Below are 15732 nucleotides of genomic sequence, written 5' to 3'. Positions count from 1 at the left end.
GAAGGCCCCGCCGGCGACGGGCAGGTGCGGCTGGACCTGATGTATACCGGGCTTTCGGCGGGCACCGAGCTGACCTTCATGAAGGGCACCAACCCCTATCTGCATTCCCGCTGGGACGATCAGCGCGGGGTGTTCATCCCCGGCGAGGCCTCGGCGCAGTTCCCGGTCAACTTCCTCGGCTACATGGAGGTCGGCCGGGTCAGCGACAGCCGCGCCCACGGGTTCGCTGCGGGCGACGTGGTGGGCGCCAGCTGGGGCCACAAGACCGGCCACACCGCCAATCCCGACCACGACCTGCTGCTGAAGCTGCCCGAGGGCATGGACCCGATGCTGGGCATCTACGTGGCCCAGATGGGTCCGATTGCGGCCAATGGCATCCTGCACGCCGACGCCGAGCAGTTCGGCGCCGCGGTCCCGTTCCTCGGTGCCGGGGTCGCGGGGCGGCCGGTCCTCGTCTGGGGCGGCGGCACGGTGGGTCTGTTCTGCGCGCTGTTCGCGCGGGCGGGCGGGGCGTCCGAGATCGTCGTCGTGGACCCCTCGCCCTGGCGGCAGGACCTCGCCCGGCGCATGGGGTTCGAGGCGATGGGCGAGGACGACGCCTGGCGCCACGCCAAGGCGCGCTGGCACCACAAGGCCGGCGGTCGGGGCGCCGAGATCGTGTTCCAGACCCGCGCCCGGTCCGACAGCCTGAACCTCGCCCTGCGGGCGCTCCGGCCGCAGGGGACGGTGATCGACCTCGCCTTCTACCAGGGCGGCGCCAACGGGCTGCGGCTGGGGGAAGAGTTCCACCATAACGGACTGAGCTTGCGCTGCGCGCAGATCAACCGGATGCCGCGCGCCGTCGCCCACGCCTGGGACCAGCGGCGCCTCGCCCAAGAGACGCTGCACCTGCTGGAAGCCGAGGGCGAGCTGATCCGCGATCACATGATCACCCATGTCGTGCCCTATGACGAGGCGCCGGGCTTCCTGCGCCACCTGGTCGAGGCGCGGCCCGAGTTCCTGCAGATCGTCTTCGCCCATGACTGACCACCACCCCCGGACCGAGCCCGAGGCCGCGCAGCTGACCGACGTCCCCACCTCGGGCGATGCGCAGCCGCCGCACCACGGCGCGACCGGGCCGACCCAGCGCGAGCTGGACGACCGCGCGGCGGCCGAGGCGCTGGCCTCGGGGGTGATCCCCGAACCCCACCCGGACGCCGGCAAGATCCGCATCTTGTGGGTCTTCGCCTGGTTGGTCGTGGGCGGCGAGGAAACCGAGGTGCGGCTGCTGGCCCGCACGCTCGACCGCACCCGCTACCGCATCGAGGTTCTGCCCTGCTTCCGCAAGGAGGGGATGCCTGACCAGAGCCACGACCAGCTGCGCGCCCTGGGCGTCCACGTCGATACGACCGCCTATGCGCTCAGCTTCGAGGACACGATCGACTATCTGCGGCGCAAGCTCAGCGGGGCGGACATCGTGATCTCGTCGCAGAACGTGGCCGACCTCTATCCGGCGCTGGACCGGCTGGCGCTGCGGCCGCCGCTGATTGAGCATGGCGGGCTGGTGAGCGAAGCGCTGGCTGGACCCAAGCACCACACCGCGCGCTATATCGGCGTCTGCGAAAGCATCCGTGCGGCGGCGGCGGGGCGGATGGAGCGGCCGCAGGACGCGCTGGAAATTCCGTCCATGGTGGACCTGGCCGAGTTCGACCCGGCCCGCCGCGCGCCCGTACGGGCGGCGCTGGGGGTGGCGCCCGACGAGTTGCTGGTCGGCTGGGTCGGCCGGCTGGACCGCAAGAAGCGGGTCGAGGATTTCATCGCCGCCGCCCTGCTGATCGCGCCGCAGGAACCGAAGGCCCGCTTCCTGATCGTCGGCGGCCCGGACGCCTTCATGCCCGATTACGCCAACGAGCTGCGCCGGATGGCCGCGCCGCTGGGCGACCGGATCATCTTCACCGGCGACCGCACCGACGTGCCCGACCTACTGGCCGCGATGGACACGTTCTGCTGGCTGTCGCGCGGCGAGGGGATGCCGCATGTCATCGCCGAGGCCGGCGCCGCCGCCCTGCCGGTCATCGCCACCCCCGACAATGGCGCCCTGCAACAGATCCGCGATGGCGAGACCGGCCTGTTCGTCCCGCACGAGGACCCCCCCGCCGTCGCCGCGGCCATCCGCCGTCTGCTGGCCGACCCCGCCCTGCGCCGCCGGCTCGGCGAGGGCCTGCGCGACCATGTCACCGCGACCTACTCGGCCGATGTGGTGGTGCCGCAATGGGAACGGCTGTTCACCGCCGTGCTGGCCGAGCGGGCCCCGGCGCCGCCGCCTTCGACCTTCGCCAGTGTCGTGCTGGGCGGGTGGGAAAGCTCGACCCACCGGCTGCGGAATGGGCGGCGACTGGACGTGCTGGCCGCGACCGGCCACGACACCCACGCCGCGCAGGATTACCGCCAGCTTGCGGGCCTCGGCATCCGCGCCTGCCGCGACGCCGCCCGCTGGCACCTGATCGAGCCCGCGCCCGGCCGCTACGACTTCGCCAGCCTCACCCCCATGGTCGAGGCCGCCCGCGACACCGGCACGCAGGTCGTCTGGGACCTGCTGCATTACGGCTGGCCGGACGATCTGGACATCTGGTCGCCGGCCTTCGTCACCCGCTTCGCGGCCTTTGCCCGCGCCGTGGGCCAGCACGTGCGCGACCTGACCGACACCGTGCCGTTCTGGTGCCCGGTCAACGAGATCAGCTTCTTTTCCTGGGCAGCGGGCGACGCGCGCTATCTCAACCCCTTCGCAGCCGGGCGGGGGTTCGAGTTGAAGGTGCAGCTGGCCCGCGCCTATCTGGCGGCAGCCGCCGAACTGCGTGCCATCGACCCGCGCGCGCGTTTCCTGATGGCCGAGCCGCTGATCGGCATCCACCACAACCCCGCCACCGGCCGCCCCCTGTGGGAGGCGCAGGGCCACCACGATTCCCAGTTCCAGGCGTTTGACCTGATCGCTGGCCGGATCTGGCCGCAGATCGGCGGCGGCGAGGGTTGGCTCGATCTAGTGGGGGTAAACTACTACTTCAACAACCAGTGGATCCACGGGGCCGAGCCGATCGACATGGACCATCCGTTCTATCGCCCGCTCTCGGACCTGCTGATCGAAGTCGCGGCCCGCTATGACCGCCCACTGGTCATCGCCGAGACCGGGACCGAAGGCGCCCGCCGCGCGGCGTGGTTCGACTATGTCGCGGCGGAAACCGCCCGCGCCCGTCGTCGGGGCGCGCGGGTCGAGGGCATCTGTGTCTATCCCGTCGCCAACCACCCTGGCTGGGACGACGACCGGTTATGTCCCAACGGCTTGCTCGGCCTGGACCCTGCCGAGGGCGGGAGATGCATCCATCAACCTCTGGCCAGCGCCCTTTCCAAAGCGACAAAGGGGCTAAGGGGCGATCTGACGCTGGAAGATTGTGGAACACCTGAATAGTCACGCCGTCCTGGGCTCTTTTCCTCTCCGCTAGCTTATGGAGATCACAATGATTGCCATCGTGGGCACCGGACCGACACGACACGCAAAGTTGCATGTCCAGAATTATTTAATTTTAACAAAGCGCTACCCAACTTTGTCAAGCATCGGGTGGATGATCTTTACGCGCATGGCGGCCTGGCGCTACTTCACCATCTCGGGGTCGTCTTCAGCCCGCTGTCTAACTCTATACGCCGCAATGAAACTTTCTGCCACGTGGTGGCAATGCTGTGACTGGTCAACGGGATTGCAGGTCGCACCGCCCAGTCGGCGCTGATGAAGCGCGCCGATCAGGATGGGGGAAATCAGCGACATTGCTGCCATCCGCGTATCAGTCGGACGCATTTCGCCCCGATCAATGTGGTCCTGAAGACGTTGCGCCAAAGCCTCGATATACGGATCGAGCATCGTTTCAAGAAATGTGGGGCCCAACTGGTCGGTGCTTAGGGTCAGGACTCACAACCAGAACATGACGGTTGCGGCGATGCAGATGGCGGAGAGGAAGAGCTCGCCGCATCTGTCATAGCGGGTCGCGATGCGGCGCCAGTCCTTGAGACGGGCAAAGAGGTTCTCGATCCGGTGGCGCTGCCTGTAGAGCTTGCGGTCGTGGCTGGCAGGGTTTCGGCGCCCACGCCGGGCCGGGATGCAAGCTGCGATCCCCCTGTCCTCAAGCGCCTGACGGAACCAGTCGGCGTCATAGCCTTTGTCGGCCAACAGCGTCCTGGCGGGAGGCAGATCACGCAGCAGGGCCAGCGCACCTTTGGCGTCGCTCATCTGTCCGGGTGACAGGAAGAAGGTCAGCGGCCGCCCCAGCCCGTCGCATATCATATGCAGCTTCGAGTTCAGGCCGCCTTTGGTCCGCCCGATGGCCCGCGGCCGAGTCCCCCTTTTGAGAGGCTTGCCGCCGTCCGGTGAGCCTTGAGGTGCGTGCTGTCGATCATGATGACATCGCCATCCGGCCCCGGGCGTGCAAGCTCGACAAAGATCCGGGCAAACACACCCAGGCGCGACCAGCGTACGAACCGGTTGTAGAGCGTCTTCGGCGGCCCGTAGACGCCAGGAGCGTCCTTCCACTGCAGCCCATTCTTCTTGACGTAGATGATCCCGCTCAACACCCGCCGGTCATCCACGCGCGGCTTGCCTCGGGATCTCGGAAAGAACGGCCGCAACCGATCCATCTGCGCCTCGGTCAGCCAGAAGTGCTCGCTCATCTCATGCCCCCATCTTTGGGAGCTTGAATCATGTAGCCCGCGCAACCTCAAACAGGTTTATGGGTCCTGACCCTAGGGCTTCGACAAAGCCCATCGCGACGAGTCGCGAGATAAATGGACTATACAATGCTTCGGTTGCTGTTTCGGCTGCACCGTGAATGGACTCGACGAATTCGCCTTGCGGCAGACGCGTGCGTTCGCGCCAAGCAACATGCTGGGCGGCCACCCTGTGCAGGGCAGCGGCGACGATCTGGTCACGGCGTCCGAAATAATGTTTGAGGGTCGAGACGCTGCAGCCCGCCGCCGCAGCAAGTTCGCGAAGCGTAGGCCAACCGACTTCGCGATCGCACAACCGTTCTGTAATCCGGTCTAGCAATTCGGCGCGTCTTTGTTCGTAGCCCGCGTTGCGGGTGCCATGGCGTCTCATGATCCGATAGAAAGTCTCTTGCAGTTCGTAGACATAACATGTGCTGCGTTACCATTTCCTAGCCCTGGGCGTCCACCGACCCCATGCTTGCACACGACGCGGGCCTACCCGTTGTGAATTGGTAAAACGGTAAAGATGTAGTTCGAAAGGTTCCTTGAGTCGAACTGCAGCTTATTGAGTGCCGCGGCGAGATCATTCCGCAGTGTATGGTAATAACTTAATGTGTCAGCTTGCCGGGATACAGACAGTAGCCCCTTTCTGAGGAACATGCTGTCCAGTCCCTGATCCTTGCCGAGGGATTCCCCTGAGCCAACGACGTCACGCAGATCATCATAGGCCTGGAATACCCGGCCAAGCTGTCTAGCCAGTCCAGAGAGCGCGGCCGAACCCTCCGTATCCATACCATGAAGCGCCGCGACGATGTCAAAACCTGCCGAAAACAAGGCGCCGGTTTTCAGATCTTGCTCGCGTGCCACGGACTCCATGGTCTTGGGGGCATGGAGGTCCAGTTCCTGCCCGGCACACAACCCGGTATGGCCGATCCCCTCGGCCATGATGGTCACGGCGCGGGCGCGGCAGCCGGCGTCGCATTCCGGCAGGTTTGAGAGCAGCCGGAAACCTTCGGCCACCAGGGCGATACCAGCAAGGATCGCGCGACTTTCGCCTTGGGCCAGATGCGTGCTGGGGCGGCCGCGCCGCAACGTCGCGTTGTCCATTGCTGGAAGATCGTCGATGATCAGCGAGGCGGCATGAACGATCTCAACCGCCGCGGCCGCGTCAAGGACGGCGGCCGAAACGCCCCCGTTTGCCTCGGCCGTCATCAGCATCAGCGTTGCCCGGAAGCGCTTCCCGGGAGCCAGCACGGCCTCGGACATCGCGGCCCCCAATGCAGGGGCGTGCCCGGAAAACTTCGATGCGATCGCTGTTAGGCGACGGTTGACCAGCTCGCGCAGGGCCGCTGCATCGCGTCCTGCATCCGGTATCCAACCACCGTCAATCCCAACTTGAATAAATTCGCTCATTCAGGGCATAGTATGTCGCAAAGTAAACGACTGGAAGAGGTTATGGAACTCAATCGACTCGAGGCAAGGCCGATCTGCCCGGAAAAAGGCCGGCACCGCTGATGGCGGTTGCGATCCTGCTGCTTTGCATTCTCTTCGCCCTGTCGCCCCTCGCCAGCGACGGCTTTAACGGGTTCACCCCAGACCAGTTTCCGGTCGTGAACTCCGATTGGCCGATTGAACCCGCGGGCTGGGCGTTCTCGATCTGGGGCCTTATCTATGCCTGGCTCATCGCCGGTAGCGTCTACGGGGTCTGGCGCGCGCGCCGCTCGCCCGACTGGTTGCCCATGCGCGCGCCGCTTGCGGCCAGTCTAGGGGTGGGGGTCTTCTGGATTGCGGCGGCGAACTGGTCCCCGCCGCTTGCCACGTTGATGATCGGGGTCATGCTGGTGGGCGCCGTCCTGGCATTGCTGCGTGCAGGGCAAGACGATTCGCTCTGGCAGCGGTCGCCGGTGGGGCTCTATGCCGGCTGGCTGACCGCCGCGACAGGCGTCGCGATCGGGGTGCTGCTCAGTGGGTACGGCCTGCTCGGCGCCCAGACTGCGGCGCTGGTCATGTTGCCCTTCGTGCTGATCACCGCGGTTGCCGTCCAAGCGCGCCGTCCGGACACGCCGAGCTATGCGCTGGCCGTGGCTTGGGCGTTGTTCGGAATCATGGTCGACAACGCCACAGGTGGATCCGGCCCGGTGGCGATCATGGCCGGCGCCGGAATGGCCCTGATGCTGGGCACGCTGGTCTGGCAGCGGGCGCGATAGATGCGTCGTCCCCTACCAAGCGACGGGCTCGCCCCTCCAGTCAAAGAAGCCGCCGGTGTCGGCCGGCGTCAGCCGGTCCATCACCGCCAGCAGCGCAGCCGCCGATCGCGCTGCGGTGATCGCTGGGTTGCGGCCGCGATAGGGGGCGGTCAGTGCGGTGTCGACCGTGCCAGGATGCAGCGCCACCACGATGGCCCAGGGGCGCTGGCGGGCTATCTCAATGGCCGCGGTGCGGATGATCTGGTTCTGCGCCGCCTTTGCCGCGCGATAGCTGATCCATCCGCCCAGCCGATTGTCGCCGATGGACCCCAGCCGCGCCGAGAGCGAGGCGAAGACCGCGCGGCCGTCGCGCCGCAGCAGGGGCGCGAAATGCTTCAGCGCCAGCGCCACCCCCGTCGCGTTCAGCGCGAACTGCGCCGCCATGACCGCCGTGTCCAGCGCGAAGATGGTCTTTTCCGGCGCGGCGTCGCCGATCTACAGCGCGCCGGTCGCGTTGAAAATCAACTCAAAGCTCTGACCGGCCAGGACGGATGCGGTCGCCGAGACGGTTCCCTCGTCGGTCAGGTCCAGCCCGTCGCGACGGCTGCAGCCAACGACCTCGGCGCCGCGGTCTCGCAATTCGGCCGCGATTGCCGCCCCGATTCCGCCGCTGTCTCCCAGCACCAGCGCTCTCATACCGCTCCCCCTGCCGCTCCCGTCCATTGTAACGACGCCCGGAGCGCCGGGAAATGACCGACATATCGGCCCGCAAGTCCGAGCATCTGACCATCGTCGGTGAAGGGCGGGGCCGGCAGGATGGCACGACGACCGGCTTCGACGCGATCCGCTTTGCCCACGTCGCCCTGCCGGAACTGGATTTCGACGCCATCGACACAGGCACGACGGTGCTAGGCCGCCAGATTGCCGCGCCCCTGATGGTCTCGGCAATGACCGGCGGGCCTGCCGAAGCGGGGGCGATCAACGCCCGGATTGCCGAGGCATGCGAGGAACTGGGATTGCCGCTCGCGGTCGGCAGCCAGCGCATTGCGATCGAGGGGCGGGGCGATGCCGGGCTGTCCGGACTGCGCGCCCGGGCCGGCACGGTGCCGATCCTCGGCAATCTGGGTGCGGTGCAGCTTAACACCGGCTTTGGCTTGGACGAGGCTCGCCGCGCCGTCGACATGATCGAGGCCGACGCCCTGATCCTGCATCTCAATCCTTTGCAGGAGGCGATCCAACCTGGCGGAGACCGCAATTTCGCAGGAATTCTCGACCGGATTACTGCGCTGGCCGAGGCCTTGCCGGTGCCTTTGGGCGTCAAGGAGGTCGGCGCGGGCCTGTCGGCCGAGGTCGGGAGCCGACTGCTCGATGCGGATGTCACGATCCTCGATGTGGCCGGGGTCGGCGGCACGAGCTGGGCGAGAGTCGAGGCGGCACGTGGCGGCCCGGCGTTGCACGATCTTGCAGCGCCGTTCTTCGACTGGGGTATTCCCACGGCGCGGGCGGTCGCGGACCTTGCTTCGCTGGTGCCCGATAACCGGGTGCTGGTCGCCTCGGGCGGGGTACGTCACGGTCTGGACGTCGCGCGCGCCATCCGGCTGGGCGCGCATCTGGCCGGTCAGGCCGCTGGCGCCCTGCCCTCCGCGCGCGATAGCACCGAGGCGCTTGCCGCGCATCTGCAGACAGTCATCGGCCAGCTGAGGATCGCGATGTTCTGCACCGGCTCAGCCGACCTCGCGGCATTGCGCCGCGCGGCGCTGCTCGACCCGCCGCCATGGCTGGCATCCGCGCCCAAGAGTGCTTAGGTTGGTGCATGTGTGCCACGTTAGCCCGGAATGTCCGCCATGGCTCCGCCGACCCGCCCCTCTGCGCTGCCCAGCCTCGCCCTTGCGGCGCTGATCGCGGGCGGCTGGATTGCGCTGCACATCTATGCTGTCTGGTACCTCGACGCGGGTGCTCGACCATTATTGGCAATCGCGAGCCTAGCCGGCCTGATCTGGCTGTCGGTCGGCCTTTTTATCGTCGCCCATGACGCGATGCACGGTGCCGTATTTCCGGGGCGTCCCGCGTTCAACGCTGCAATCGGCCGTATCGCGCTGATGCTCTATGCCGGGTTTTCGTGGCGCAAGCTGATCGTCAACCACATGGCGCATCATCGCCATCCGGGGTCCGACAACGACCCGGACTTCGGGCATGGCCGGCGCGGGGTCGTGGCATGGTATGTCGATTTCGTCCGCACCTATTTCGGCTGGCGCGAGTTCTTCGTCCTAGGCGGGGCGGTGATCCTCTATGCGCTGCTACTGGGGTCGCGCTGGCCCTATGTGGCGTTCTGGGCGGTGCCGTCGCTGCTGGCCTCGGTCCAGCTCTTCGTCTTCGGCACCTGGCTGCCGCATCGTGAGGACAGCGCGCCCTTCCCCGACCGCCACAGGGCCCGGTCAACGCGGCTCGCCGACCCTCTGTCGCTGCTGACCTGCTATCATTTTGGCGGCTATCACCACGAACACCACCTGCACCCCTCGGTGCCGTGGTGGGCGCTGCCCCGCACCCGCGAGGGGCGCTCATGATTGCGCTGCTGATCGTGCTGGCAACCGTCGCGGTGATGGAGGGCGTGGCCTATTCCGTCCACCGCTGGATCATGCACGGAACCTTGGGCTGGGGCTGGCACAAGTCGCATCACGACCACGACCATACTGGGATTTTTGAGAAGAACGATCTCTACGCCGTCGTCTTTTCGGGACTGGCGATCACGCTCTTCGCGCTGGGAAGCCGGTGGTGGCCGCCGCTGTGGTGGATCGCGGTGGGGATGAGCGTCTATGGCGTAATCTACTTCGTCGTCCATGACGGTCTGGTCCACCAGCGCTGGCCATTCCGCGCGGTGCCCAAGCGCGGCTATGCCCGCCGCCTCTATCAGGCGCACCGGCTGCATCACGCGGTCGAGGGCCGCGACGATTGCGTCAGCTTCGGCTTCGTTTATGCGCCGCCGGTCGATGATCTCAAGGCGCGGCTCAAGGCCTCCGGGGTGCTGGCGCGGCGGCAGTCGCAGCATCGCGACGCCTGGCACCCGGAACGAGACGAAGCCTGATGGCACATATCGTCCTTTGCTTGCCCGCGCTGCCTAGCCATGCTGCCGTCCACGGTACGCTCGGTCGGGCGCTGGCGTCTCGCGGGCATCGGGTCACGATGGTCGGCAGCACCGGGTTTGCCCCGCTGGCTGCCCGCGAGCGGCTGCCGCATCTCGCCCTCGGCGGGTCCGAGCCGGATCTGCATGGCGCGGGGCTGGTCCGGACGCTATTGGCAACTGCGCAGGCCACCGCTTTGTGGGTGCGGTGTGGGCCGGACCTTCTGGGTCGGGCGGCCCCGGATCTTGTCATTGCCGATCAGGCCGAGCCGGGCGCTTCGCTGGCTGCCGAGGCCGCAGGCCTGCCGAGCGCGACGCTGGCCTCGGCCCTGCCGATGGACCGAGACGATGCGATCCCCCCGCCCTTTGTCGATTGGCCGTATCAGGATGGCGAGTCAGGGATGCGCCGCAATCGCGGCGGCTGGCGCGTCGCGGACGCGCTGATGATGCTGCAATCGCGGGCGCTGGCCAAGGGCTGCCGGGATCACGGCCTGCCTCGGCGGGACCGGATCAGCGACTGGATCTCGTCTGATCTGGACCTGCGCCAGATGGTCCCGGAGCTGGATTTCCCGCATGAGCTGGCCGCGGGCGCCGCGCCGGTCGGACCGCTGAGGGATGGTGGCGACGAAACATTGGATATCGAACCCGACGGCCGGCCCATCGTTTTTGCCTCGCTCGGGACGCTGCAAGGGGGACGGCGGCACCTGCTGGGCGCCATCGCCAGCGCGGTTGAAGGGACAGGCGTGCGGCTGCTGCTGGCCCATGCCGGCGGGCTGACTGACGCGCAGGTGCGCGCCCTGCCCGGCCGGCCCGAAGCCCGCGTGCTGTGGCCCCAGCAGGCGGTGCTGGCACGGGCGGCAGCCTGCGTTACCCATGCCGGGATGAACACCGCCTTGGATTGCGTTGCCGCACGGGTGCCGATGCTGGCCGTGCCGCTGGCATTCGAACAACCAGCCACCGCCGCGCGGCTGGCGCATCACGGCGTGGCCCGCGTCGTGGCGCCCCGTCGCGCAACAGCGGATCACTTGCGGGCGGCGCTGCAAGAGGTGCTGGCCGATGTCGCCATGCGGGCGGCACTGTCTGATCGCGCAACAGCGCTTTCTGCCGCTGGCGGCGTGGGCCGGGCGGCTGATCTGGTCGAGCGGATGCTGTCCGCAAACGTCCCGACCGCCCAATCGATGGGCGCGGTCGCATGAGCCGGGCCGACGCCGATCTGCTGATCGCCGGCGCCGGCTTGGCCGGATCGCTGGTGGCGCTGGCCTGCGCCGCGGCGCGGCCCGGCCTGCAGATCACGCTGATCGACGCGGCCGAGGGACCGTCCGACGCCCATACATGGTCGTTCCACGATCCCGACCTGACGCCCGTCTGGCACCAAAGGCTCGACCCCGCTCTGCGGGCCCGCTGGAAGGGTCAGGAGGTGCGCTTTCCCGACCATGCCCGTCGCCTGCGCGCCGGTTACGCCTCGCTGGGCGGAACGGGGCTGGCCCGCCTCGTCACGGATGCGGGCGCGCGCGTTATCTGGGAACATCAGGTGTCGCAGGTCGACGCAGGCGGGATCGCCCTTGCCGGCGGCCGGCGGCTGACTGCCCCCTGCGTCGTCGATGCGCGCGGCGCGCGGACCACGCCGCATCTCGTCACCGGATTCCAGAAATTCGTCGGCCTCGAGATCGAGACGGACCGCCCCCACGGTATCCAGCGCCCGCTGATCATGGATGCGACCGTCGCGCAGCTGGACGGCTATCGCTTTGTCTACCTGCTGCCCTTTACCCCGACCCGTCTGCTGATTGAGGATACGCGCTATAGCGACGGCGCCGCGATGGATGACGACGCGCTGGCCACTGCGATCGGGGTCTATGCCGCAGCCCATGGCTGGCACGGCACCGAGATCCGGCGCGAGCGCGGCGTGCTGCCAATCGCGCTGGCCCATGATGCGCCCGCCTTCTGGGCCGAAGCCGCTGGCGGCGCTGTGCCGGTCGGGCTGGGCGCGGGGCTGTTCCATCCGGTCACGGGCTATTCCCTGCCCGTCGCGGCGCGCGTCGCCGACACCATCGCCGCGTGTGACCCGCTGGACAGCGCCACCGCGTTCGCCGCCGTTCGCGATCTGGCGCTGGCGAAGGCGCGCGCGGACAGTTTCCTGCGCCTGCTGAACCGCATGCTGTTCCGCGGCTGTCCGCCCGCGCAGCGGCACCACGTCTTGTCGCGCTTCTACCGCCTGCCCGAGGCGCTGATCGAACGCTTCTACGCGGGCCGGCTGACCCCGCTCGACCGGCTGCGGATTGTCACCGGCAAGCCGCCGATCCCGGTGCGCGACGCCCTGCCCTGCCTGCGCGAAGCCCCGCTGCTGAAGGAAACCGCATGACAGTCACTCGTACCGCCCTTGTCATCGGATCGGGTTTCGGGGGGCTGGCGCTGGCGATCCGGCTGCAATCGGCGGGCATCGCGACCACGCTGCTTGAGGCGCGCGACCGGCCCGGCGGGCGGGCCTATGTCTGGCACGACCAGGGCCATGTCTTCGACGCCGGCCCGACCGTCATCACCGATCCGGACAGCCTGCGGGCGCTGTGGGCGCTTAGCGGGCAGGACATGGCGCGTGATGTGACGCTGTTGCCGGTGTCGCCCTTCTATCGCCTGCTATGGGATGACGGGCGCCAGTTCGACTATGTCGGCGACAGCGCCGGGTTGGAAGCGCAGATCGCCGCCTTCGACCCCGCTGACGTCGCGGGCTATCGCCGGTTCCACGATTACGCCGAGGCGGTCTATCAGGAAGGCTATTTGCGGCTGGGGACCGTGCCGTTCCTGAACTTCCGGCAGATGCTGCAGGCGGCCCCGGCGCTGGTAAAACTGGAAGCCTATCGCTCGGTCCACAGCCTTGTTGCCCGTTTCATCCGCGATCCGCATCTGCGGCAGGCGTTTTCGTTCCACACCCTCCTGGTCGGCGGCAACCCGTTCTCGACCTCGGCGATCTATGCGCTGATCCACGCGCTGGAACGCCGCGGCGGGGTCTGGTTCGCGCAGGGCGGCACCAACCGGCTCGTGTCGGGCATGGTGGCGCTGTTCGAACGGCTGGGCGGCACGCTGCGGCTGAACGCGGCTGTTGCGCGGATCGAGACGGACGGCGCGCGCGCCACCGGCGTCGTCCTCGCCGCGGGCGAGCGGCTGGCGGCGGACATGGTCGCGAGCAACGCCGACGTCATGCACACCTATCGCGACCTGCTGGCGGGCACCCGGCGCGGCCGGGTCAAGTCGGCCATCCTGGACCGTCAGCGCTGGTCCATGTCGCTGTTCGTACTGCATTTCGGGCTGGACCATCTGCCCGAGGGCCTCGCCCATCACACCGTACTCTTCGGCCCCCGCTACCGCGAGTTGGTCAGCGATATCTTCCGCGGCCCTGCCCTTCCTGAGGATTTCTCGCTGTACCTGCACAGCCCCAGCGTCACCGACCCCTCGATGGCACCGCCGGGCATGTCCACGCATTACGTGCTGGCGCCGGTTCCCCATCTCGGCCGCGCTGCGGTGGACTGGGCCGCGGACGGCCCGGCCTATGCCGACCGCATCCTGGCGGCGCTGGAACAGCGGCTGATCCCCGGCCTGAGGGCCAGCCTGCGAACGCGGCGAATCTTTTCGCCCGCCGATTTCGCGGGCGAACTGAACGCACATCACGGCAGCGCCTTTTCGGTCGAGCCAATCCTCGCGCAGTCAGCGTGGTTTCGTCCGCATAACCGCGACCGGGCGATCCGCAACCTTTATATCGTCGGCGCCGGCACCCATCCGGGAGCCGGCATCCCCGGCGTCGTCGGATCGGCCAAGGCGACCGCCGAGGTCATGCTGGCCGATGCGGGCCTCGCCGGGGCCCTCGCATGACTTCCCCTGCCCCACCGATACGCGAATCCGAGGTCGCAATTGCCGCGGGTTCGCAAAGCTTTGCCGCAGCGGCAAAGCTGATGCCGCGCGCGATCCGTGATGATGTGGTCATGCTGTACGCGTGGTGCCGACATGCAGACGACGTGATCGACGGGCAGGCCTTGGGATCGGCACCCGAACTGGTGGACAACCCCGCCGGCCGGCTCGCCGCGCTACGCGCCGACACGCTGCGCGCGCTGAACAGCGACGACCCGATGTCGCCAGCATTCGCGGCGCTGCGCCGCGTGGCCCGGCGGCACGACTTTCCGGCCGACTGGCCGCTGACGCTGATCGACGGCTTTGCAATGGACGTCGAGGGGCGCAGCTATAAGACGATTGAGGATACGCTCGACTACGCCTATCACGTCGCGGGCATCGTGGGGGTGATGATGGCGCGGGTGATGGGCGTGCACGACCCGCAAGCGCTCGACCGGGCCTGCGATCTGGGGATCGCGTTCCAGCTGACCAACATCGCCCGCGACGTGCTGGATGACGCCGCGATCGGCCGGGTCTATCTTCCGTCCGAGTGGCTGACCGGCATGCCGCCGCTGACCGCCGCAACGGCGCCGTCGCCCGAGCTTCATGCCGTGGTTCTGCGTCTGCTGGACCTGGCCGAACCTTACTATGCCTCGGCCTGGCAGGGTCTGCCAGCATTGCCGCTGCGCGCCGCCTGGTCGATTGCTTCTGCGCTGCGGATATACCGGCAAATCGGGATCAAGATTCGCCGTGGCGGCCCGGCTGTCATGGCAACAAGAGCAGGCACCAGCGGTTCCGCAAAGCTCATCATGGCGTTCATTGGTGGAGTGGATGCCTTCAGGTCGCGCGCGTCCGTGTCGCGGGCCGAGTGTGGATCATCGCTTTTTCGCCGACCTTAGGGTCAGGATTCATAACCAATAGATGACGAGAGCCGCGAGGGCGATGGCTGAGAGGAACACCTTGGGGCATCGGTCATAGCGGGTCGCGACGCGCCTCCAGTCCTTGAGCCTGCCGAACATGATCTCGATGCGGTTACGCCGCTTGTATCTCCGCTTATCGTATTTGATCGGCGTCTTGCGTTTCTTCCGGCCTGGGATGCAGGCACGTATCCCCTTGTCCTGCAACGCTTCTCTGAACCAGTCAGCGTCATAGCCACGATCCCCGAGTAGCCATTTGACGTTTGGCAGGCCACTCAGCAGGGCACGAGCGCCGATATAATCGCTGACCTGTCCAGCGGTGACGAACAGGTCGATCGGTCGCCCCTGACTGTCGCAGATGGCGTGCAGCTTGGTGTTCATACCGCCTTTGGTTCGACCGATCAGGCGACCACGCCCCCCTTTTTGGCGGCCATGCTGGTCGCCGTTCGATGGGCCTTGAGGTATGTTGCGTCGATCATCACGGTCGTTTTCTCGCCGTGTTCCGCCGCCAGCCCGGCCATCATCCGCGCGAAGATGCCCTTTTCGCTCCAACGCTTCCACCGGCTGTAGAGCGTCTTATGTGGGCCATACGCGGCGGGCGCATCGCGCCAACGCAAGCCATTGCGATTGATGAAAATAATCCCGCTCAGCACCCGTCTGTCATCAACCCGGGGCTTCCCGTGCGACCTGGGAAAGAAGGGAGCCAGGCGCGCCATCTGCGCGTCGGTCAGCCAGAAGAGATCGCTCATGTCACCGCTCCGTTTTCGGAGGCGTGAATCACGCAGCGAAACAGAAATCAATGCATCCTGACCCTAGCATTACAGTTGCACGTTTCTTCGAAGGTGTGCCTGCCTTGCTGCGGCTTGATGAGCCCTTCGCCACATCGACCAAGCGATAATATAAGCCG

The 15732-nt window shown here is 67.2% G+C and carries 15 protein-coding genes and 2 pseudogenes; 10 read left to right on the top strand and 7 right to left on the bottom strand.

The features are described 5' to 3' along the window. Positions 1-24 precede the first annotated feature (24 nt). Both H1S04_RS18530 and H1S04_RS12750 read left to right on the top strand, forming a co-directional pair. Entirely contained in the window at positions 25-1026 is a 1002-nt protein-coding gene (locus tag H1S04_RS18530) for a zinc-binding alcohol dehydrogenase (protein WP_220185227.1), read from the top strand. Beyond that, a complete protein-coding gene (locus H1S04_RS12750; protein ID WP_181745934.1) occupies positions 1019-3442 on the top strand; it encodes a glycosyltransferase family 4 protein in 2424 nt (807 codons plus the stop codon). Before H1S04_RS18530 ends, H1S04_RS12750 begins: the two co-directional genes overlap by 8 nt. Before the next feature lie 183 nt (positions 3443-3625). Here the strand turns inward: H1S04_RS12750 and H1S04_RS12745 are convergent, their stop codons facing one another. From H1S04_RS12745 to H1S04_RS12730, 5 genes and pseudogenes are all read right to left on the bottom strand, one after another. Next, positions 3626-3913, bottom strand: a complete 288-nt coding sequence (locus H1S04_RS12745) for a TetR/AcrR family transcriptional regulator C-terminal domain-containing protein (RefSeq protein WP_255435608.1) — start codon at positions 3911-3913, stop codon at positions 3626-3628. Between the two features lie 24 nt (positions 3914-3937). Further along, entirely contained in the window at positions 3938-4555 is a 618-nt protein-coding gene (locus tag H1S04_RS12740; protein WP_298948992.1) for an IS5 family transposase, read from the bottom strand. Further along, positions 4522-4659, bottom strand: a pseudogene (locus tag H1S04_RS18780) (transposase); the annotation flags it as partial. The gene H1S04_RS12740 and the pseudogene H1S04_RS18780, both read right to left, overlap by 34 nt. Positions 4660-4720: 61 nt before the next feature. Further along, the gene (locus tag H1S04_RS12735) at positions 4721-5119 is read right to left on the bottom strand and encodes a hypothetical protein (RefSeq protein ID WP_181745931.1); all 399 of its coding nucleotides are present in this window, start codon (positions 5117-5119) and stop codon (positions 4721-4723) included. Between the two features lie 104 nt (positions 5120-5223). Next, the gene (locus tag H1S04_RS12730) at positions 5224-6141 is read right to left on the bottom strand and encodes a polyprenyl synthetase family protein (RefSeq protein WP_181745930.1); all 918 of its coding nucleotides are present in this window, start codon (positions 6139-6141) and stop codon (positions 5224-5226) included. A 101-nt stretch (positions 6142-6242) separates the two neighbouring features. On the opposite strand from H1S04_RS12730, the gene H1S04_RS12725 reads away from it, so the two are divergent. Beyond that, entirely contained in the window at positions 6243-6935 is a 693-nt protein-coding gene (locus H1S04_RS12725; protein WP_181745929.1) for a tryptophan-rich sensory protein, read from the top strand. A gap of 12 nt (positions 6936-6947) precedes the next feature. Here the strand turns inward: H1S04_RS12725 and H1S04_RS12720 are convergent. Further along, positions 6948-7610: pseudogene (locus H1S04_RS12720) on the bottom strand (SDR family NAD(P)-dependent oxidoreductase). Positions 7611-7663: 53 nt separating this feature from the next. Between H1S04_RS12720 and fni the strand changes: the two are divergent. From fni to H1S04_RS12685, 7 genes are all read left to right on the top strand, one after another. Next, complete coding sequence (fni, locus tag H1S04_RS12715) at positions 7664-8719, top strand: type 2 isopentenyl-diphosphate Delta-isomerase (RefSeq protein WP_181745928.1); 1056 nt, start codon at positions 7664-7666, stop codon at positions 8717-8719. A gap of 39 nt (positions 8720-8758) precedes the next feature. Further along, on the top strand, positions 8759-9478 hold the full coding sequence (locus tag H1S04_RS12710) for a fatty acid desaturase (protein ID WP_181745927.1): 720 nt from the start codon (positions 8759-8761) through the stop codon (positions 9476-9478). Beyond that, positions 9475-9996 (top strand): sterol desaturase family protein, encoded by a 522-nt coding sequence (locus H1S04_RS12705; RefSeq protein ID WP_181745926.1) that lies wholly within the window; start codon positions 9475-9477, stop codon positions 9994-9996. Before H1S04_RS12710 ends, H1S04_RS12705 begins: the two co-directional genes overlap by 4 nt. 98 nt (positions 9997-10094) lie before the next feature. Continuing rightward, positions 10095-11228, top strand: a complete 1134-nt coding sequence (locus H1S04_RS12700; RefSeq protein WP_181745925.1) for a glycosyltransferase — start codon at positions 10095-10097, stop codon at positions 11226-11228. Continuing rightward, positions 11225-12391, top strand: a complete 1167-nt coding sequence (gene crtY / locus H1S04_RS12695; protein ID WP_181745924.1) for a lycopene beta-cyclase CrtY — start codon at positions 11225-11227, stop codon at positions 12389-12391. Before H1S04_RS12700 ends, crtY begins: the two co-directional genes overlap by 4 nt. After that, the gene (locus H1S04_RS12690; protein ID WP_181745923.1) at positions 12388-13893 is read left to right on the top strand and encodes a phytoene desaturase; all 1506 of its coding nucleotides are present in this window, start codon (positions 12388-12390) and stop codon (positions 13891-13893) included. The genes crtY and H1S04_RS12690 overlap by 4 nt, the downstream gene beginning before the upstream one ends. Then, on the top strand, positions 13890-14807 hold the full coding sequence (locus H1S04_RS12685; protein ID WP_181745922.1) for a phytoene/squalene synthase family protein: 918 nt from the start codon (positions 13890-13892) through the stop codon (positions 14805-14807). Before H1S04_RS12690 ends, H1S04_RS12685 begins: the two co-directional genes overlap by 4 nt. Positions 14808-14816: 9 nt before the next feature. Here H1S04_RS12685 and H1S04_RS12680 read toward each other — a convergent pair. Then, positions 14817-15574, bottom strand: a protein-coding gene (locus H1S04_RS12680; RefSeq protein WP_101754952.1) for an IS5-like element ISPso2 family transposase whose coding sequence is annotated in 2 segments (ribosomal slippage) — positions 14817-15250 and positions 15250-15574 — 759 coding nt in all. Because the reading frame shifts where the segments join, the coding sequence is not laid out codon by codon here. Between the last annotated feature and the right edge of the window lie 158 nt (positions 15575-15732).

Source organism: Paracoccus sp. S1E-3, assembly GCF_013868135.1.
Taxonomy (GTDB): domain Bacteria; phylum Pseudomonadota; class Alphaproteobacteria; order Rhodobacterales; family Rhodobacteraceae; genus Paracoccus.
This window is presented reverse-complemented; position numbering and strand designations above follow the sequence as displayed.